This window comes from Chitinophaga cymbidii, assembly GCF_007992715.1.
Lineage (GTDB): Bacteria > Bacteroidota > Bacteroidia > Chitinophagales > Chitinophagaceae > Chitinophaga > Chitinophaga cymbidii.
In genome coordinates, this window is the sequence record NZ_BKAU01000004.1 from 368,770 (window position 1) to 389,000 (window position 20,231).

Below are 20,231 nucleotides of genomic sequence, written 5' to 3' on the forward strand. Positions count from 1 at the left end.
GTATGGCAACTTCCTTGGAGCATTGCTTTAACGGCATCTACACAGGATGTCCGCTATGATGGCAATTGCTCAAACAGGTAGTAAAGCGGCGATTCTTCCAGCACCTTGCGTTCGCCCTCTTCCCATTTTATCAGCCGGATGAATCCTTCGGATATCTCTATCCCGGTAATATCCCCGTCATCAAAACAACAGCAGCCGGTGTTGAAGTAGGTCGGCTGCGCCATCGTTTTCACAAACTTTTTCCCCGCATATTCCGCCTGCCGTTTGGCCAGGTCGTTTTTCAGTTTGGCTGCAAGATCTGGATCACCGGCCTGTTCCGCGCGTTCCAGCTGTCTCGTCAGCCGGTCGATATGATCGAGGGAAGCGAATACTGGCTTGTGTGTATGCCCGGAAATGAGGAAGGTATTTTTGTACTGCAGCGTCCATTCATACATCACGATGTTGTGCGTATCCACCAGGTCGAACGAATCGGAAACGGTGTTCATGCGGATGTCCAGGAAACGCTGTATGGGCGTCCAGATGGCCGCGACGAACCATTTGGAGAAAGCGTTGCCATCGCTGCGCTGATCGCCCTGGTGCCCGTGTGTGAGCAGGATGGAAAAGGTTTGCTGGTTGTAAGGTATTTGCAGGATCAGCCCTTCATATACTTTCAGCTTCGCGCCGAAGAGCGGCTTGAGGAACTGCATGCGCGGCACCACGTAATTCCATTCCAGGTCGTGATTCCCGAAGATGCGGTAATAGCGTTCCTGCTGCAGGAATTTAGCTTCTTCCAATAATGACAGCCTGTTTTTTTCAATAACGGCGCCGGGCGTATTTTCCCAGAGTTCCTCACAGTCGCCAAGGTTGATAAAAGTGTAGCCTTCCCCGTAATACCAGCTTAATGCGGCCATGTAGTTGTCCGCCGCGTTCATGAAGTCGTCTGCCGCATCGCGGGCGCCTTTGTGCTGATCGGAGAAGATGATGTAGCGGGCTTTTTCGGGAAGGCAGGAGAGGAGCGGGCCTTTGTCCTGTTTACCGTTGAGGATGTCCTGCTGCAACTGGGAGAGCGAGCTGAACACAGCGGCGCTGTCCGGCCGGGAGGAAATCCTGTCTGCCAGCCAGATCACGGGTTTGCGGAATATTTTCTGGAGGAGTTTTTTCAATGAGATAAAGATAATATATATCCGGATTTACAGACTATAAAAACGGCAAGGTTTGTGTATCATCCTGTGTAGCCCCGAAACGGGTTTCATGATTAAATCGTAGCTTTAAATATGAAGCAGTTCATCATACTCACCCTGGTAGCCATGTGCTGCGCATGCTCACCGCAGCCTTACAAGGCTACCAATAAAGTGTACCGCCAGCAGGCCAAACAGTGGGCGGCCGTTTTAAGGCAACAGCCCGCGGGCGTAGCGGTAGATTCGGTGCCGGTTGTGCCCTGGTGGGCGGGCACCACCAACTTCAACCTGCGCAAGCCCAACTTCGTGATCATTCATCATACCGCGCAAAACTCCTGCGAACAAACGCTGCGCACCTTTACCCTCGAACGTACGCAGGTGAGCGCGCACTACGTGATCTGCCGCAACGGCACCATCCATCACATGCTCAACGATTACCTGCGGGCATGGCACGGCGGCGTGGCCCGGTGGGGGACCATGACGGACATCAATTCATCTTCCATCGGCATTGAGCTGGACAATAACGGCTTCGAACCTTTTGAACCGGCGCAGATACGCAGCCTGGTCATTCTGCTGGATACGCTAAAGCATCGCTATAATATTCCCGCATCCAACTTCATCGGCCACGGGGATATCGCGCCGCGCCGCAAGAACGATCCCAGTGCGTTGTTTCCGTGGGACCAGCTGGCGCAGAAGGGCTTCGGCCTCTGGTACGGCGATACTTCGCTGGTACAGGTGCCGGAACAGTTTTCCACCCTGCAGGCGTTGCGCACCGTGGGATACGATCTGAAAGATACCACTGCCGCTATACAAGCGTTCAAAAGACATTTTATCCCGTCCGATTCCACCGGCATACCCGGTGAGCTGGACGAAAGAGGTAAAAAAATACTGATCAGCGTGCTGGAAAATAATCCCTGACGGCAATCTTATATTTTTATTAACTTTAAGTTCCACGTCAACCAGAATTTATCCGTTCCTTATCTTTATCCGGAGATAAATGTTCAATGCTACGATGTCATTGTATGATACCTATACAGACGGAGAACTGATACAATCGCTGAAGAACAGTGATGAAGCTGCTTTCACGGAAATTTACCACCGTTACTGGAAGCTGATGTTCGCTGTTGCGGCCAACAAGCTCAACGACCTGGCCGTTGCGGAAGACCTCGTGCAGGACGTGTTCGCCGATATATGGAACCGCCGCCACACGATCGCTGTGGACGGCCCGCTCCGCGCTTACCTGGCGGTAGCCATGAAATATAAAGTGATCGACGCCCGCCTTCGCCGCAGCAGGATCACCGCGCATGAATCCCGTGCGGCGGAAATGCCGGAAGCAGCCGATCATTCCCTGGAACAGAAAGTGCATTTCGATGAGTTGCGGAACAAGTTAGCCCGCCTGGTGGCCGATCTTCCGGAAAAGGCCCGGCTGGTTTACCAGCTGAGCAGGGAAGAAGGCTTTGCCCACCGCGAGATCGCCCGGCATTTACAGATCTCCGAAAAAAATGTTGAATATCATCTCTACCGCGCTATTAAATCCCTTCGTATCCGTCTCGGACAAATTTTTTTTATGCTGGTACTAGGACTTTTCCTTTTTGCATCGACTTATTAGGAAAGGGTGCACCTTATGCCTGACCAACATCTCGACAAACGCTTACAGGAACTTGAAGAAAAATGGCTGAACAATACCATCACGCCCGAAGAAGCCCGGGAGTATGCGGAATGGTATAACCGGCACCAGGATGATCCGGTGTACGTTCCTTCCTCGCTGGCAAAGAACGAAGCGGAGCATGAGCAGCGCATGCTGCAACAGGTCCGCCGCCGCGTGGGGCTGGAGCCTGCCGTTATCAACATCCGCCGCCGCGTGGTACGGTGGACGGCTGCGGCCGCTGTGCTCGCGCTTATTGCTGCCGGCGCCTACCTGCTGCGTCCTGTACCTTCTCCTCCCGTTATTGTGGAAAAGCAGCCGCTGCTGAATGATAAGGAACCCGGCCGCCAGGGCGCTGTGCTTACGCTGTCTGATGGCCGCGAAGTGGTGCTGGACAGCCTGGGAGACGGGCAGGTGGCCACACAGGGCGGCACCCGGGTATTGATGCAGGGAGGAAACCTTGCCTATACCGCCGCGGCCGCCGCTACCTCCATGACCGCTTATAATACGATTACAACGCCCACGGCACGGACCTTTCAGCTGGCATTGCCGGACGGAACGAAAGTCTGGCTGAACGCGGCGTCAACGCTCCGCTTCCCCGTCGCATTTACCGGTAAGGAAAGAAAGGTGGAGGTGACAGGGGAAGCATATTTTGAAGTGGCCCACGACGCTTCGCGGCCTTTTATTGTGAAGGCGGATGATGCCGATGTGCGCGTGCTGGGTACGCATTTCAATATCATGGCTTACCGGGATGAAAAGGAGATCAAAACCACACTGCTGGAAGGCGCCGTGCGGTTCTCGCGTTCTTCAAAGAGCGTGCTGCTGAAGCCCGGCCAGCAGTCCGCCGCCGGCAGCAATGGCCCCGGGCGGCCGGAGAACGTGGAAACGGATGAAGTAGTGGCTTGGAAGAACGGGTATTTCGATTTCAGGAGCGCTTCGCTGGAAGTGATCATGCGGCAGGTAGCCCGCTGGTACGATGTGGAAGTGGTCTATGAAGGAAAAGACCACAAGGAAATGTTCTTTGCGGAGATCCCCCGCAACAGCCGGATGTCTGACGTGCTGAAAGCGCTGGAACTGACGGGGAAAGTGCGTTTCCGGCTGCAGGGAGCGGTGCTGACCGTTCAATATCTTTAATACAGCCTGACAGAAAAAAGCCAGAAGTGGTAGTGACACTCCTGGCGGCGAATTCTGGTCAGCTTGTTATAAACTCGACTGTTTAATACTTAACCAAAAAACTGATCTAAGTTATGGAATTATTTTCTTTCCGGCCGTCTTCCTGGCGGAGGCGCCGGAGTATTCGTGAAACGTTGCTTATTATGAAGTTTATCGCTTTTTTCTCTCTGGTGGTCTGCATGACAGCTTCGGCAAAAAGTTATGCGCAGAAGATCTCTCTTTCAGAGCAAAACGTTTCACTGGAAAAGATCTTTTCCAGGATCAAAAAACAGACCGGCTATACCTTCATCTATACCTGGACCGATTTGCAGAAAGCGCACAACGTAAGCCTTTCTGTTAAAGATGCGCCGTTCATAGCGGTGATGGACAGCGTGCTCAGCGGTCAGCCGCTGACCTGGACGCTCTTCAACAACATGATCGTCATCAAGCAAAAGCCCGAACCGGTTACTTTTTATCCCGTTGCCGAACAACCCCGCGATGTTACCATTACGGGCAAGGTAACGGATGAAAAAGGAGAGCCGCTGATCGGTGCTTCCATCCATGAAAAAGGTACGCAGACCAATACCATCAGCCGGGAAGACGGCAGCTTTTCGCTGAACGTTTCCGGTCCCGGTATTACGCTGGTGGTGTCTTTCATCGGTTATAAAACGCAGGAGATCGTCATCGGCACGCAAACCAGCTTCAATATCCGCTTACAGACCGCCAATAACGAGCTGACGGACGTAGTAGTGGTAGGATACGGCACCCGCAAGAAAGTAAACCTCACCGGCTCTTTGTCCGTACTGGAAATGAAAACCATGGAAGACAGGCCGATCACCAACGCCAGCCAGGCTTTGCATGGCGTGTCCGGCCTCTGGGTGAACCAGGCGGGCGGCAAACCGGGGCAGGATGTGGGAGATATCCGCGTCAGGGGCGTAGGCACCATGAACAACAGCAGCCCGCTGGTGCTGGTGGATGGTGTGGAATATAACCTGAACGAGATCAACCCGGATTTCATTGAAAGCATCACCGTACTGAAAGACGCTTCCGCGGCGATCTACGGTTCCCGCGCCGCCAATGGCGTTATTCTTGTCACTACCAAGAAAGGCAGAAAAGGAGAAAAGGCGGAAGTGAATTACAGCTTCTCCTATGGCAATCAGCAACCGACCTTCCTGCCCGACGTAGTGTGGGACCCGATCCAGTACATGGAAATGAAGAACCAGGCGCTCATCAACGAAGGCAAATCGCCGGCTTCCGTGAACTACTCCGCCGCACAGATAGAGGAATACCGGAACGGCATGGCTACTAACCCTTATGCCTATCCGAATATCAACTGGTTCGACCAGGTGATGAAGAACGGGTACATCCAGCAGCATAACCTCCGCGTTTCCGGCGGTACGGAAAAAGTGACTTATAATATCGGCCTCGGGTATATGGACCAGGACGGTATCCTCATCGACGCCAACCATGCCAACCGCTATTCTCTCAACATCAGCGTGAACGCCGATGTATCAAAACGCCTGAAGATCGGGGCGAGCCTCGTTGGAAACTACCGCGTGTATTCCGAGCCCGCTTTCGGCGGCTCCGACGCCACCGGCTACTACTTCAACCGCCTGATGCGCGTGCTGCCCATCTTTACGCCTTATACGGAAGACGGGAAGTATGGTTCCACCGTGTTCACCACACCGGGCCGCAATACCATCGAGAACCCCATCATGCTGCTGAAGGAAGGCCGGAACGATCACTACGTACAACGTAATCTTGTAAAGGTGAACGCCGACTACAAGCTGCCTTTCGATATTACCTACAGCGCTACTTTGGGGCTTGACAAGCTGGACGGGAAGGCCGAGACCTTCGTGCCTTACATCCAGTCCTTCCACCCGATCACCGGCGTGCCCAACAACTATAACGTCAATCCTTATTCTACCAATTATAACGAGAACCGCACCGGCCTTTCCCTGTATCATACCTTGAACTGGCAGCGCCAGTTTGCCAAAGACCATGATGTGCAGGTGATGCTGGGCAGCAGCTATAACAGCTTCCATTATGGCGATTTCAGCGCTACCTCTGAAGGGTATTTTGATAATACGCTGACCGACCTGGACGTGGGTTCCCTGAACATGCGCAACGCGGGCAGCGTTACGGATGACCGGCTGCTGTCTTATTTCGGCCGTGTGAACTATGCTTACCGCGATAAATACCTCCTGGAAGCAGTGCTTCGCTACGATGGCTCTTCGCGTTTTGCGTCTGATAACCGCTGGGGTGCTTTCCCCTCCGTATCTGCCGGCTGGCGGATAGATCAGGAGCCTTTCATGGAGAATGCCCGGAAAATAGACCTGCTGAAGCTGCGCGCTTCATGGGGCAAGCTGGGTAACCAGGCGGTGCCGCTGTACAGCTACGAACCTAATGTAGTGCTGGGCGAGCCTTATGATTATCCTTTCAATAACGTTGTCAGCCCCGGCGGAGCCGTAACGAGCTACAACGATCCCACCATTTCCTGGGAAACCACTACCTCCTACAATGCCGGTGTGGACGTAAGCCTCTGGAACGGATTGCTGGGTGGTAGCGTGGACGTGTTCAAAAGAAGAACAGAGGGCATCCTGCGCCGGGTGAACATTCCGCAGCAGGTGGGCGGCCTTGCCGGTCCGCAGCAGAACGTAGGCGTAGTGGATAACGATGGGATTGACCTTATGCTCACACACCGCAACCGCCTGGGTGATTTCAGCTATGAAGTAGCCGGCGCCGTTAGCTATGTAAAGAACAAAGTGGTAGACCTGAACGGGGAAGTGATGATCTCCGGCAGGAAGATCGTGAAAGAAGGGTATGCGCTGGATTCCTGGTACCTCTATGATGCCATCGGCATTTACCAGACGCCGGAAGAGATAGCCAACAGCGCTACCGTAGGCGGCGGTGTAAAGCCCGGTTACCTGCAATACCGTGATGTGGTGAAAGACGGCAAGATAGATGGGGATGACCGCGTGATCGTTGGCAGCTCTATTCCGAAATGGAACTACAGCTTCAATGCTAACTTCGGGTATAAGAACCTGCGGCTGGAAACCTTCTGGCAGGGCGTACAGGGCATCAATCACTATACTTCACTGAACCTGGTGGCGCCGTTCAACAATGGTGCGGGCGTTACCAAAGAGTGGATCACCGATTCCTGGACCCCTGAGCGCAGGAACGCCCGTCTGCCCATTCTGACTACCGCCACGGGCGCACCGGAAATGTACGCCACCGGCAACGCTTCTTCTTTCTTCCTGCAAAACGGCTCTTACCTGCGGTTGAAGAACATTCAGCTGAAGTACGAGTTTTCAAAAGCGATCCTGAGCAGGATCAGGATACAGCGGCTGGCCGTATTCGCCAACGCCGAAAACCTGCTGACCTTCACGAAGTTCAACGGCTTTGATCCTGAGAAAGACGTTGCGTCCAACGCGGCGGGAGACGATATTTATGAATATCCTTCACTGAAGACCGTGAGCTTTGGCCTGAATGTTACTTTTTAACCTGTTATTTTACAATTCGAGACCATGAAAAAATTACACATCAGCTATATATTATTCAGCCTGCTCATAGCCTCCGGCTGCGGCAAGCTGCTGGACGTAAAGCCTAATGACCGCTATACGACGGAAACATTCTGGGATTCAGAGAAAAAAGCCATGGCGGGTCTTGCAGGCTGTTATGCAGTGCTGCATGAAGACGGCCTTTTCGGATATGCGACCCCGTTATGGGAAGAAACGGCTACGCCCAATGCGTATAACTACGATAACTCCGGCGGCTTCGGGGTGATAGCGCTGGGCACGCATACCGCTACCAACGCCACCACCGGCAATATAACAGGCGGCATCATTGCCGAACGCTGGCTGCATTGCTATGTGGGCATCGGGCGTTGTAATACGCTGCTGGCGAATATCGACAAGGTGCCGGTTATGGCGGACGCGCTGAAAAACCGGGCGAAGGCGGAAGCCACCTTCCTGCGCGCCCTGTATTATTCCATGCTCGCTACTTACTACGGTGGCGTTCCCCTGATACTCGACGAGCCTGATCTGGCAACGCAGGGCAAGCTGCCGCGCAACACCCGGGAAGAAGTGGTAACGCAGGTGCTGAAAGACCTGGATGCCGCCGCCGCCGTGCTGCCGCCGAAATATACGGGCAACGACATCGGCCGTGCCACCAAAGGCGCCGCCCTGGCGCTGAAGGCAAGAGTGCTGCTCTTTGAGGCCAGCCCGCTCAACAATCCTTCCAACGACCTGACCAAATGGAGCGATGCCGCCGCCGCCGCCAAAGCGGTGATGGACATGGCTTCCACAGCAGGGTATGGCCTGTTCCCGAACTACCGCCAGCTGTTCATGCCGGCCAACGAGAACAAGCAGGAAACAGTGTTCGATGTGCAGTTTACCGTTTCCCAACCGGGTTATGGCAGCGCTTTTGACCTGATCTGCCGCCAGTACGGCACCAATGCGCCCCTGCGTGACATGATCGAAAGCTACCTGATGAAAGACGGCCTGCCCGCGGCGGAGTCACCGGAGTTCAACCCGGCGAACATCTACGAAAACCGCGATCCGCGCATGTACCAGACGATCGTATATCCGGGCGATACCTACCTGGGCGAAGTAACCACGCCTTCCGCGCCTTTCAAGCTCACGGGCTATGGCGTGAAGAAATACAGCATCTACGACAGCGAGCCCAGCAGTAACCTCATCAACCAGGCCGGCCGTTCCGAGATCAACTATATGGTGATCCGCTACGCGGACGTGCTGCTGATGTACGCCGAAGCGCAGAATGAAGCGGTTGGTCCGGATGAAAACGTTTACAAGGCGATAGATACCATCCGCGGCCGCGCGGGTATGCCGAAGCTGGCGGCAGACCTCACACAGGAGGAAATGCGCGCTGCCATCCGCCAGGAACGCAGAACGGAGCTGGCGTTTGAGGGATTCTATTACAACGACATCCGCCGCTGGAAAACGGCTGAAGTAGTGATGAACGCTGCCATCCGTAATTCGGAGGACGAGCAGATAGAAGTGCGCTCGTTCGACAAAACGCGCGACTACTGGTGGCCGATCCCGCATACACAACGGGAGCTGAATCCCAACCTGGAGCAGAATGACAAATACTAACGAAACGATATGAAACGAATTTCGATCTGGATGTTTGGCAGCATGATGTGCAGCATCATCGCCTGCGGAAAAGGAAGCGCTACGCCGGAAGGCCCGGGGGACGGAAACCCCGGGCCCGGTCCGGGCACGGAAGAACCGAAGCCGCCCGCTACGGTGGCAGATTGCAAAAAATGCATTGTGCTGGCGGAGCAGCTTCATAATCGTGTAGCCATTGCCGATGTTGCATCCAAACAGATATTCTGGGAATGGAAGCCAGAGGAGTCCAACGTAAAACCCGAACACCTGGCCTGGTTCACCAATACCAGCGACGCCAAGCCGGTTTACAATGGAAAGTACATCCTGGTAACGGCCTCGGGCGGCGGTGTGGCGCTGGTGAGGATCGCGGACAAAAAAACAGTGTTCTACGCCTACGCAGGCGGCAACACGCATTCCGCCGAGCTGCTGCCGGACGGCAATATCGTGAGCGCTTCCAGCACGGGCAACTTCATGACCGTTTTCAGGGTGGATACCACCAAGGCGGCCACGGAGGTCTACAGCAAAAATTTCCCGCTGGCTTTCGGGCATAACGTGGTGTGGGACGAGAAGAACCAGGTGCTGTGGTCCGCCGCGGACCATCAGCTGCTGTCTTTCACCTACAATTTCAATTGCGGGGAACCCGCGCTGACGCAGAAGGATGCGGTCAGCCTGCCGGGGAAAGATGCGCATGACCTGTTCCCGGTATATGGACAAAACGCGCTGTGGCTGACGAACACCACCAATGTGTACACCTACAATCTTGATACGAAGAAGCTGGAAGAGGCCAACGTGCTCCAGGCGAACATCAAGAGCGTGTCTTCCGGCGATGCTGCTTTCCCCACCATCATCATCCGCCCCAAAACAAGCTGGTGGACGGACGAGGTGATGGATGCAAAAGGGAACACGGTGTTTTACCAAAGCGGATTGAAGATCTATAAAGCCCGCTGGTACCTGAAGAACACATTCAGCTACCCGGCCGTGCATGATATGAAACAATGCCAATAGGCGCTACTCTTTATACTTGATACCAAACAAAAAAGGCGGGAAGAGAACTTCCCGCCTTTGTCTTTAATTCCACTTATGAATGTAATCAGTAAAAATCGTTCTGCTCAAGCGCAGGGTTCAAATCTCTTTCTGCTAACGGTATTGGCCACCAGTAGTCCCTGGCAGGATTGAATTTTCTTGTTTCGAGGCGGTCGCCGCTGTATTTGTATACATCTCCGTTGAGTTCTACTTCCGCGGTTTTCCAGCGGCGGATGTCGTTGTAATACTGGCCTTCACCTGCCAGCTCTATGCGTCTTTCATGACGGATGATGGTACGCAGTTCCGCCTGTGTTTTGTCGCGCGTAATTTTGGGCATGCCTACGCGGCCGCGCAGGGTATCGAGCGCATCGTAGACATCGCTGGTCGGGCCGCCGAATTCGTTTTGTGCTTCGGCGTACATCAGCAATATATCTCCGTAGCGCAGCACGATGAAGTTGGTTTCGGACTGGCCGTTCACGAGCGAGGCTTTGTCTGACGGGGGCTTTTCACGGTCGTAGATGCTGAATTTCTTCATGCCGAAGCCGGTGATCGCAAAGCGGGTGTTGGTCACTACTTCGCCCATGTACATGTCACCAGGGAAGGTCATGGTACCATAGAGGCGCGGATCGCGGTTCAGGTACGGATGATCCGGGTCGTAGCGCGGCGATTCGTCAGCGGGCAGGCCATCGTCCATCAGGTAAGCCTGTGCGAGGCCCAGCAGCGGCTGGTTGGTGCCGTACTGGCGGCAGATCAGGTCAAACGAGCTGCCCTGGTTCGGGAACATGTACTGCACGTCAAAGATCACTTCCTTGTTATTTTCATTGGCGATCATAAAAAGCTGGCGGTAGTCCGGGAACAGGCCGTAACCGGTTTGTCCGGATGCGTTCATCAGCTCCTTTGCCGCATCTGCCGCGGCTTTCCACTTCTGTGCATCATTCGTGCCGGCAAAAAGCGGGCTGGCTTCATACAGCAGCAGCTTTGCTCTCAACGCCATGGCTGCTCCTTTTGTAGCGCGGCCTTTATCCGTCGCCGCCGTGTATTTGTAAGGCAGCTTCAGTTCCGCGCTGTCCAGGTCTTTCAGTATCTGCGCTACTACCTGTGCACGTTCGGTGCGGGGGAGGTCAGACTGGGTGAGCGCATCCGGAGGGTCCAGGATCAGCGGTACATCTCCATAATAGTTTTGCAGCAGGAAATAATAGAATGCACGGAGGAAGAACGCTTCACCTTTCATCCTGTCTTTTACAGCATCATTCATCTCCGGTACGTCATCCACCTTTACAAGAAAGGTGTTGCAGCGCCCGATCCCGCCGTAAGCGTCCGCCCAGCGGGAGGAGATCACGCCGCCGGAATTGGATTCCTGCAGGCCGCTGGCAATGGCATTGTAGCTCATGCTGTTGCTGTAATTGTAGGCATTGGGTGAAGCCGTTTCTTCCCATAGGGCGGTGGCGTTGTTGCTGCCTTTACCGCCGTAGATCCCGTCGTTTCTCAATATAGAGTAGCATGCCGACAAACCTGCGTCGGCTTTTTCGGGCGAGCTCCAGAAAGTTTCTTCCACATACCGGTCTTTCGGGAGCTGGTTCAGCAGGTCGGTATTACAACCTGTGGCCATTATCAGGCCGGAACATCCGGCCAGTAAAAATATCTTTTGCATATGCATGATTTGTAGCATTATAAAGTAACGTTCAGGCCGGCGCTGAAGGTTTTCAGCATCGGGTAGGTGTACACGTTGGTCCTGTCCAGCAGGGATTCCGGATCAAAGTCGTCATACTTTGAAAAGGTCACCAGGTTTTCCGCATTCACATATACGTTCACCCGGTTGATCTTCACTTTGCTCAGCCATGACTGGGGCAGGTTGTAGCCCAGCTGGATGTTTTTCAGGCGGAGGTAGGAACCGTCGCGCAGCCAGAAGGTGGAGCGTTGTGAGAAGTTCCAGGTGGAAGCGGTGGTGAGTATCGGGAAACGCGCATTCGGGTTCTCGGGCGTCCAGGTATCGGTCGCCCATTCCTTTGTGGCGTTCGCACCGTTATTGAACGGATAAGCGAGGTTAGCCGTAGGATATACTTTCACGCCGGCTATGCCCTGGAAGGCGCTGCTTAGTGTAACGCCCTTGTAGTCCAGGTTCAGGCCGAACCCGAAAGTATATTTCGGCAGGATGGACGATGTGTTGATCACAACACGGTCGTCACCGGTGATGGCGCCGTCTCCCGTTACATCTTTATAGCGGATGTAGCCCGGCCTTACGTCGTTGCTTTGGGTGGGGCCTTTGGCAACTTCCGCATCATTCTGGAAATAGCCGTCTGCCTCGTAGATGAAGTAAGATTCGAGCGGGTAGCCGGCCTGGGTGATCGTGCCGGAGCCGTAGAGGATCTCGCCTTTCAGGTCAATCACTTCATTTTTGTTGTAGGCGACATTGCCAAAGAAGGAATAATTCAGTTCATTGAAATTATTCTTGTATTGCAGTGTAAATTCTACCCCGGTGTTGTCAACCGTACCCACGTTCCGTTGGGCGCCGGCGAGATTACCTACTTGTGAAGGCAGTTCTACAGGACGGAGGATGTCGCTCGTCCGTTTCTTATACACATCGATGGTAACGCCGATGCGATTTTTCCACATGGTCAGGTCGATACCGCCATTATAGGTAGTAGTGGTTTCCCAGTGAATAGTAGGGTCTGAATAAGCGGTTACCGCGCCGCCGGAAGAAAGTGTTCCCCCGAAGCTATAGTCCTGCCCCAGGCTTACGGTAGAAAAATACCTGTAGAGGTCCACCGCCTGGTTGCCCAGCTGGCCCCAGGACGCGCGCAGCTTCAGTTGATCGATGAAGTTGGACTGGAAAAAATCTTCCCGGTCGATGCGCCAGCCGGCGGACATAGCGGGGAAGTAACCCCAGCGGTTGCCTTTGGCGAAGCGGGCGGAACCGTCCGCACGGAAAGTAAATTCAAACAGGTATTTGTTGTCGAAATCGTAGTTCACACGGCTGAAGTAGGACATGATCACGTCGCGGGTGATGTTACCGCTGGTGGCATTCCAGATCGTGCCCGCATCCAGCACCGGCAGCAGATCGTCCTTATAGCCCGTCATGCTCGCATTGAACTGGTCCGTTTCAAAGTTGTCGTAGCTCGCGCCGATCATGGCGGAAACGTTGTGCTTGTTGAATGACTTCGCCCAGTTCAGCGTATTGTAGAAGTGTATGTTGAGATCGTTCTCGTCCGTTTTGCCGAACCTTGGCGCGGTAGCGGGACTGTTCCAGTTGATGGCGGCGCCGGTTTTCGGGTTGAAGGTTTGCAGCCGGGGGAAGTTCTCGCTCAGCAGGCCGTCGTACTTGTCCACACCGAATTTGATATTGTAGGTGATGTCGAACGGCAGCTTGTATTCCGCGAAAACCGTTGCCAGGAACCGTTGCACCAGCTTGGTGCTGATAGCGCCGTACGCCAGCATGCGCGGGTTTTCCCAGTTATTACGTCCGGGGGTGCGCAGCCAGGAATTGCCATAGCGGCCGTCCGCCAGTGTATCCGTCAGGATGGGCAGGGTACGGGAAAGGTATTGCCAGAAGCTGTTGTAAGAAGGAATGGTGTAGTTGCGGTAGTAGCCGTCCAGCGTAACGCCCACTTTCAGCTTTTTGGTAACGTTCATGGAAGCGTTCAGGCCGAGGGAATAGTTCTTGGCATGGTTGCCGGGGCCGAACATGATGCCGTCCCTGTTCAGGAAGCCGAGAGACAGCCGGTATTGATAGTCTTCCGTGCTGCCGGAAACGCTCAGGTCATGTTTCTGGATCATACCGTTCTTCAGCGCGATCTTGTACCAGTTATTGGAAGGGTAGGTGATCGGGTCTGTTTTCATGCCCTCCTGGTATTCCGCGATCTCCGCATCGGAATAGTCTACTGCTTTGTTCTCGTTGATCAGGGCCTGGTTTTTCAGCCGCATGTACTGGATCGGATCTTCGATCACGTCCGGCAGGTAAGTGGCTTTCTGCAGCCCGCGGTAAAAACCGTAGTTCACGCGGGGTGTGCCGCGGCCCTTTTTGGTCGTCACGAGAATAACGCCGTTGGCGCCGCGGGAACCGTAGATGGCGGCAGCGGCGTCTTTCAGTACGGAAATGGATTCGATATCGTTCGGGTTCAGCTCGTCCATGGAATATTCAATACCGTCCACCAGCACCAACGGGTTGTTGTTATTGAGCGTGCCCACGCCGCGGATGCGGATCGTGGAACGGTCAACGCCGGGCTGGCTGTTGCTGAGGTTCACGAAAAGGCCGGGAGTGCCATGCAGGGCGTTGGATACGTTGGCGATCGGTTGCCCTTCTTTCTCGGACATGTCTACTGTAGCGATGGCTCCGGTAAGGGTGGCTTTCTTCTGTGTGCCATAGCCTACCACCACCGTTTCGTTCAGCTTCTGCACATCTTCCTGCATCTTCACCTGTATCATGCCGGCTTTGGCGACTTTCACCTCCTGGGCGATGTAGCCGATAAAAGTGAATTTGAGCACGGAGCCCGCAGGCGCGCTGATACTGAAGGCGCCGTTCAGGTCGGTGGCCACGCCCTTTGAAGTGCCTTCTACCTGGATGCTTACACCCATCAGCGGCGTGCCGTCAGCCGCGGAGATCACCTTGCCGGTAACGGCCAGGTCCTGCGCCCGCAGCGATAACGTAGTCAGGCAAATGATCCCGAAGCAAACCGATAGGCATCGAAAGAGTTGGAATCGTTTAAATAGCTTCATAAATGTTGGATTTAGCAGTGTAAGTGGTAAGTTTTGCAGAGATGTCTGCCCGTTTTTCGAAAAGTGCGTAATGCCGGCATGGAACAGCCGGGCGCTGTACATTCATAAGCACAATCATTCAATTTGTAAATGGATAATTTAAAAGTGTTTAAAAGCCGGTAACGGTCACCGTTACCATGTTCTTCATAAGCGTTTTTTTCTTCTGTTTGCCCTCATATCCGCCAGCGTTACCCGGCTAAGTGTTTTTCAACGTGATAACTGATTTTGGCTTTTGGATTATTTCATTTCGCGACAAATCTATAAAAAATAAAACAAAAACAAATAAATCGTAACTAATTTATTTAATAATCCGTAATCTTGCCAAGGTAACCGGCATTTCATTAAACGGCTGAAAAAGAATGCTCAGTTTTGAATCTGACATCTTTATCCATGTTAACTAATTAATAATTCTATTTTTGCCCGATCTTTATTACCTGTTTTTTATAAAAACCTCCGTAATTTAAAGACCGGAAGAAATCACAGTATTTTGTAATGTGATGGTTTTCAATATGCATAAAAAGATTCCATCGTTCATCAGCATAAATATTATTCTCTATGTCAATGATCAATATCGCCGAGCGGCACAAGTTTATTCTAAGCCGGTTGTATGAAAAAGGGTATGTGAATGTGGTAGAATTGTGTAAGGAGCTGGATGTTTCAGGTGTAACAATCCGAAAGGATCTGAAGCTGCTCGAGGATAAATCATTGCTTTACCGCTCACATGGCGGCGCCACGGTGCAGAACCCTTATACGAATGACAAGCCTGTCAACGAAAAGGAGAAGATACGCCGTGAGGAGAAGAATAATATCGGCAAGATGGCCGCTTCGCTGATCGTTCCCGGCGATGCGATCATCATTGCTTCCGGCACTACGGTGCTGGCCCTGGCGAAGCATATACAGCCACGTGGCCCGCTGATGATCATTACTTCAGCGTTGAATGTGGCGCTGGAACTGAACCGTTATCATGAAATCGAGGTCATGCAGCTGGGGGGACTGATCCGCAATAATTCATCATCCGTGGCCGGCCCATATGCTGAAAAGGTGCTGGGCGATTTTTCCTGCAGCAAATTGTTCCTCGGCGTGGATGGCATTGATGTGGAGTTTGGATTGACCACTACCAATATCATGGAAGCGCACCTGAACCAGCAAATGATCGCGGCGGCGCAGAAAACCATTGTGCTGGCGGATTCTTCCAAATTCGGCAAGCGGGGTTTCGGAAAGATCTGCCGCCTGGAAGAAGTAGACCAGATCATTACCGATAAAGGGATTTCCGAGCATATGGTGAAGCTGCTGGAAGATATGGGGATTGAGGTGGTTATCGTTTAATGTGCAGCACCACATGCCGGATATTCTTTCGTTCTGCCGTATACGTTATATGCACCATGCCATCTTCGGCCTGTATGATTGCGGGATAGCTGTATTCTCCCTTCGGCTGGTTTTCCAGTGAAAAAACATATTGCCACTTGCGGCCGTCTTCCGAGGCCACCACATGCAGCCTGCTCCTGCCTTCCCACCATTCGCGCCCCTGGAACAGGGGATTGTACACCATCACCTGCAGGCCGTTTTGCAGAGTAACGGCATCCGTTCCCGAATTGGGATTGGGCAGTTCCGTAATGCTCAATGGTCCCCAGGTAGCGCCGTTGTCCGCCGACCAGGATTGCACGATGTAATTCTGCCGGCTTCTGCACAGTAATTGCAGCGAATCATGCGGGTATGTGAGAATGCTGGGTTGTATTACGCCGAAGGTATCGTTGTTGATGGGTATGCGCGTCCAGTTACGCCCGTTGCGGTCGGATCTTTCGATGTGTATATGCCATTCTTTTTCATCGGCGCTTTCCGTGCTGGAAGGGTAGAGGATGTCTCCGTTCTTCAGCTGCACGGGCTTGTTCTTGATTGGCCCGAGCATGCCGTCCGGCAGCCGTTCCGGCGCGCTCCAGCGCCTGCCGTTGTCCGCAGAGGTCATCATCATGCCCCACCATTCCCGCGGCGATTTGCCTACTTTGTAAAAGAGAAAAAGCTTGCCGGCGCTGGTGCGGAACAGCACGGGGTTCCAGCAGGGATAGCGAAGCGTATCGTTGATGATGCCGTTGGCTACTTCTTTCGGCGCGCCCCATTTTCCTTTTTCATATACGGCGGTCCATATACCCACATCACTGCTGCCTTCATGTTTGCCCGCAAACCAGGCGGCCAAGAGGCGGTTGCCTTTCAGCGAAACGATCGTGGAGGCATGGCAGCTTTCGAAGGGCGGATTGTCCAGGATAAATATCCGCCTGCCGAGCTGTGCGGTGATCGTTTGTGCGTGAACGTTTGACAGTGCGCAGAACAGGAAGATGGAAAGCAGGATGCGGATCATCACGTATCGGTTTATTTGTATGCTAAGGTAAAAAACGGGGTGTATCAAAGTCAGATACACCCCGTTTTAATTTGTATGGCTCAACATTTTTATCCTTCCGTAGTTTCCGCGGGAAGCACGGTGTCGCCGTTTTGTTGTTTGCCGAGGAAATCCGGCAGGTCCATGCCGGCCATGTTGAACATGTCCTGCAGCGGCGGCACGGATTTGTACAGGCCGGAAATGAAGTTGGCGGTGGATGACTGGCCGTTCTTACCGTTATTGCCTTCCCATACCGTTACCTTGTCGATCTTGATATTCTTGATCGCTTCGGTCTGCATTTTCACCAGCTCCGGCAGCTTGTCCGCGATGAGCAGCAGCACGGCATCTTTGGAGTTGTTGCCGGCAGCCTGCACGATGCGGTCCAGCCCTTCTGCCTGTTTCGTCAATATTTCGAACATACCTTTCGCTTCCGCTTCCATACGGGCATAGATCGCGTCTGCTTCACCTTTCGCTTTCTCGCGGATCTTTTCCGCTTCGGCCTGCGCTTCAATAATGGCGCGTTGTTTCTGTATTTCGGCGCTTACCACGATGTTCGCGTTCTGGGAAGCCCTTTCCCTGTCCGCGCGCGCATCTTCCGCTTTCTTTTCGGCGAGGTAGGCTTCTTCCAGCGCTTTGGCGGACTGTATTTTTTCCGCGGCGATGGCGCGTTTGCCGGCTTCGGCCTCTCTTTCCCTTCTTTCTGATTCGGACTGCGCGATCTTGATGCGGGCGAGGTTTTCCCCTTCCACGGCGATGGCGTTGGCTTCGGATTCCTTGATACGGGTATCTCTTTCCGCTTCGGCCTTACCAATGGCTTCGTCCCTGTTGGCGGCGGCGATGAGGATGGCTTTGTCCTTGTTCGCTTCCGCGATCAGCGTGTCGCGGTCGCGCTGTGTTTCCGCGATGCTTACGTCCCTGTTCTTGAGGGTGGTCTGAATGGTGATATCTTTTTCCCGGTCCGCTTCGGCTTTACCGATCTCACCGACCTTTTCCTGTTCAGCTACGCTCTTCTTCGCGTCGTTGATGGCTTTGGCGGCGGCTTCCTTACCGAGCGCCTCGATGTAACCGGATTCATCCTTGATGTCTGTTACGTTCACGTTGATCAGCTTCATGCCGATCTTCTTGATCTCCGCTTCCACGTTGGAGGCCACGTTGGCGAGGAACTTGTCGCGGTTGTTGTTGATCTCCTCGATGTCCATCGTGGCTACCACGAGGCGGAGCTGGCCGAAGATGATGTCTTTCGCCAGGTCGTGGATGGCGGGGCGCTGCAGGCCGAGCAATCTTTCCGCGGCGTTGGTCATCACACCGGGCTCGGTGGAGATGGCGACGGTGAAGCGGGAAGGTACGTCCACGCGGATGTTCTGGCGGCTGAGTGCGTTGGTGAGGTTCACTTCAATGGAGATCGGGGTGAGGTCCATAAAGGAATAATCCTGGATAACGGGCCAGATGAAGGCGGCGCCGCCGTGGATACACTTTGCGCTGTGAGAGCCGTCCGGCCCTTTGCCTACTTTGCCGTACACGACGAGTATCTGGTCGGAGGGGCAACGTTTGTACCGCTTGAACAGGGAATACAGTATGGTGAACACAAAGACGACTGCGACCACAATGGCGATCAATACATAATCCATAGGTCTATGAGGTTTGTTTGGTGACGAGGAGAACGTGGTTGTTTAAAACCTGGGTTACTTTGACGAGGGCGCCGGTGCGCAGCTCTTCGCCGTCGTCGGTAATGGCGTCCAGCTCGCGGAACGCGCCCTGGACCTTGAGGTTCACTTTACCGATGCCGGCCCGCGATGCGGGAATGGTGAGGTATACCGTAGCCAGCGCGGACACCGCGTTTTCCAGCTTCAGCGTGCCGCTGTAGGCCAGCTTGCCGGTATAATAGAAAAGGGAGGCCATCAGCACCATCATGGCAAGCCCCGCCACCGTGGAGATCACCACTACCAGGGTACCGGATTGCCCCGCATGGATACAGGCCAGCCCGGCCCATCCGAAGATGGTGAAAAAGCCGAACAGGTTACGGACCGTGAAAAACTGAAAGCCGATGCCGTCGTCCGCATCCAGCATTTCATCCACATCGCCCGTAGCGCCGTCATGCTCCCCGCCGAAAAGGCTCATCGCATTCTGCACGAGGAATAACAAAGTAAAAAGGATGGCAATGGACCAGTATATCTTTTCAAAAACAGGTAACTGACCGAACCAATCTGTTATGCTCAATGAAATCATCATGATAAGTATAGGTGGATTGAGCCGTCAATATAACGAAATTTCCTGATCGCAAAAGGAGAAGATCAATAAGTGTAAGTTAACATCGCATAAGTGTATACAAACACGTCAGGATCCGCTGCAAAAGCGGATCCTGACGCAAACTTCCTTCGGGTGTCATGCGGCCTGCCTCCAGCCGCCCAGCATCACTTTCACGAACCAACCGGTGGCTGCGGGCAGCCAGCCGATGCTCTTGCCGGTAAGATGAAGCGCTGCCAGCGCCTGGCCTTTCGGCAGCTGCTGGGCGGAATAAACGAACTGAAGGCCGTCCCGCTTCAATTCCATCAGTTCCTTTACCGGTATCACCATGCCGGACTGCTTGCCGCTGGCGTCAGCGAACTTCCATTCCTTTATCACCTTGCCCTTTGCATCCGTTACCGCTATCTTCCGGCTTTTACCGATCTCCCCGCAGTGGCTGTAATGGAAGGTCAGCTTGTCGTTGATATTGGCGTCCGCAAGCTGCAATTGCTGCAATGTGAAAGTGCGGCCCATATACTGCTCGATGATGAGCTTGTTGTTCAGGTACACTTTAAAATGGTCCGCGCCGGCTTTGGCATCCAGCGAAAGGGCGGAAAGAGAGGCGACGGCGAGGACCGCGATAATCCGGAAAAATTTAGTGTGTAACATATAACAGGTTTTTGGTGTCCACTACAAAGCAAGGCAAATGCCGCGGGCGCGCATAATTGCTTTGACGAGCTGCGGGGTTTTCTTGATGTGCTGCAGCTTCCGGCAAATTT

14 protein-coding genes are annotated in these 20,231 nt (G+C 53.6%); 7 read left to right on the forward strand and 7 right to left on the reverse strand.

The window, feature by feature from the left end:
- Positions 1-53 precede the first annotated feature (53 nt).
- A complete protein-coding gene (locus CCY01nite_RS17770) occupies positions 54-1,142 on the reverse strand; it encodes a metallophosphoesterase (RefSeq protein WP_146864636.1) in 1,089 nt (362 codons plus the stop codon).
- A 111-nt stretch (positions 1,143-1,253) separates the two neighbouring features.
- On the opposite strand from CCY01nite_RS17770, the gene CCY01nite_RS17775 reads away from it, so the two are divergent.
- From CCY01nite_RS17775 to CCY01nite_RS17800, 6 genes are all read left to right on the forward strand, one after another.
- Entirely contained in the window at positions 1,254-2,075 is an 822-nt protein-coding gene (locus tag CCY01nite_RS17775) for an N-acetylmuramoyl-L-alanine amidase (RefSeq protein ID WP_146864638.1), read from the forward strand.
- Between the two features lie 94 nt (positions 2,076-2,169).
- Complete coding sequence (locus tag CCY01nite_RS17780) at positions 2,170-2,766, forward strand: RNA polymerase sigma factor (RefSeq protein ID WP_186831125.1); 597 nt, start codon at positions 2,170-2,172, stop codon at positions 2,764-2,766.
- Between the two features lie 15 nt (positions 2,767-2,781).
- Positions 2,782-3,936: a FecR family protein gene (locus CCY01nite_RS17785; protein WP_146864642.1), complete on the forward strand. Its 1,155-nt coding sequence runs from the start codon at positions 2,782-2,784 to the stop codon at positions 3,934-3,936.
- A 182-nt stretch (positions 3,937-4,118) separates the two neighbouring features.
- Positions 4,119-7,457, forward strand: coding sequence for a TonB-dependent receptor (locus CCY01nite_RS17790; RefSeq protein ID WP_146864644.1), 3,339 nt, complete (start codon positions 4,119-4,121; stop codon positions 7,455-7,457).
- Positions 7,458-7,481: 24 nt separating this feature from the next.
- The gene (locus CCY01nite_RS17795; RefSeq protein ID WP_146864646.1) at positions 7,482-9,068 is read left to right on the forward strand and encodes a RagB/SusD family nutrient uptake outer membrane protein; all 1,587 of its coding nucleotides are present in this window, start codon (positions 7,482-7,484) and stop codon (positions 9,066-9,068) included.
- A 9-nt stretch (positions 9,069-9,077) separates the two neighbouring features.
- On the forward strand, positions 9,078-10,088 hold the full coding sequence (locus CCY01nite_RS17800) for a DUF6528 family protein (protein ID WP_146864648.1): 1,011 nt from the start codon (positions 9,078-9,080) through the stop codon (positions 10,086-10,088).
- An 85-nt stretch (positions 10,089-10,173) separates the two neighbouring features.
- On the opposite strand, the gene CCY01nite_RS17805 is transcribed toward CCY01nite_RS17800, so the two are convergent.
- Both CCY01nite_RS17805 and CCY01nite_RS17810 read right to left on the reverse strand, forming a co-directional pair.
- Positions 10,174-11,757, reverse strand: coding sequence for a RagB/SusD family nutrient uptake outer membrane protein (locus CCY01nite_RS17805; RefSeq protein ID WP_186831126.1), 1,584 nt, complete (start codon positions 11,755-11,757; stop codon positions 10,174-10,176).
- A 17-nt stretch (positions 11,758-11,774) separates the two neighbouring features.
- Complete coding sequence (locus tag CCY01nite_RS17810; protein ID WP_146864652.1) at positions 11,775-14,819, reverse strand: SusC/RagA family TonB-linked outer membrane protein; 3,045 nt, start codon at positions 14,817-14,819, stop codon at positions 11,775-11,777.
- Between the two features lie 594 nt (positions 14,820-15,413).
- On the opposite strand from CCY01nite_RS17810, the gene CCY01nite_RS17815 reads away from it, so the two are divergent.
- Positions 15,414-16,184 (forward strand): DeoR/GlpR family DNA-binding transcription regulator, encoded by a 771-nt coding sequence (locus tag CCY01nite_RS17815; RefSeq protein WP_307726084.1) that lies wholly within the window; start codon positions 15,414-15,416, stop codon positions 16,182-16,184.
- Here CCY01nite_RS17815 and CCY01nite_RS17820 read toward each other — a convergent pair.
- The 4 genes from CCY01nite_RS17820 to CCY01nite_RS17835 all read right to left on the reverse strand — a co-directional run bounded on the left by CCY01nite_RS17820 (position 16,174) and on the right by CCY01nite_RS17835 (position 20,121).
- Positions 16,174-17,211 (reverse strand): sialidase family protein, encoded by a 1,038-nt coding sequence (locus CCY01nite_RS17820; protein WP_146864654.1) that lies wholly within the window; start codon positions 17,209-17,211, stop codon positions 16,174-16,176. The genes CCY01nite_RS17815 and CCY01nite_RS17820 overlap by 11 nt on opposite strands.
- A gap of 89 nt (positions 17,212-17,300) precedes the next feature.
- A complete protein-coding gene (locus tag CCY01nite_RS17825; RefSeq protein WP_146864656.1) occupies positions 17,301-18,857 on the reverse strand; it encodes a flotillin family protein in 1,557 nt (518 codons plus the stop codon).
- Positions 18,858-18,861: 4 nt separating this feature from the next.
- Positions 18,862-19,458: a hypothetical protein gene (locus tag CCY01nite_RS17830; RefSeq protein WP_222614433.1), complete on the reverse strand. Its 597-nt coding sequence runs from the start codon at positions 19,456-19,458 to the stop codon at positions 18,862-18,864.
- A gap of 153 nt (positions 19,459-19,611) precedes the next feature.
- Complete coding sequence (locus CCY01nite_RS17835; protein WP_146864658.1) at positions 19,612-20,121, reverse strand: hypothetical protein; 510 nt, start codon at positions 20,119-20,121, stop codon at positions 19,612-19,614.
- Positions 20,122-20,231 lie beyond the last annotated feature (110 nt).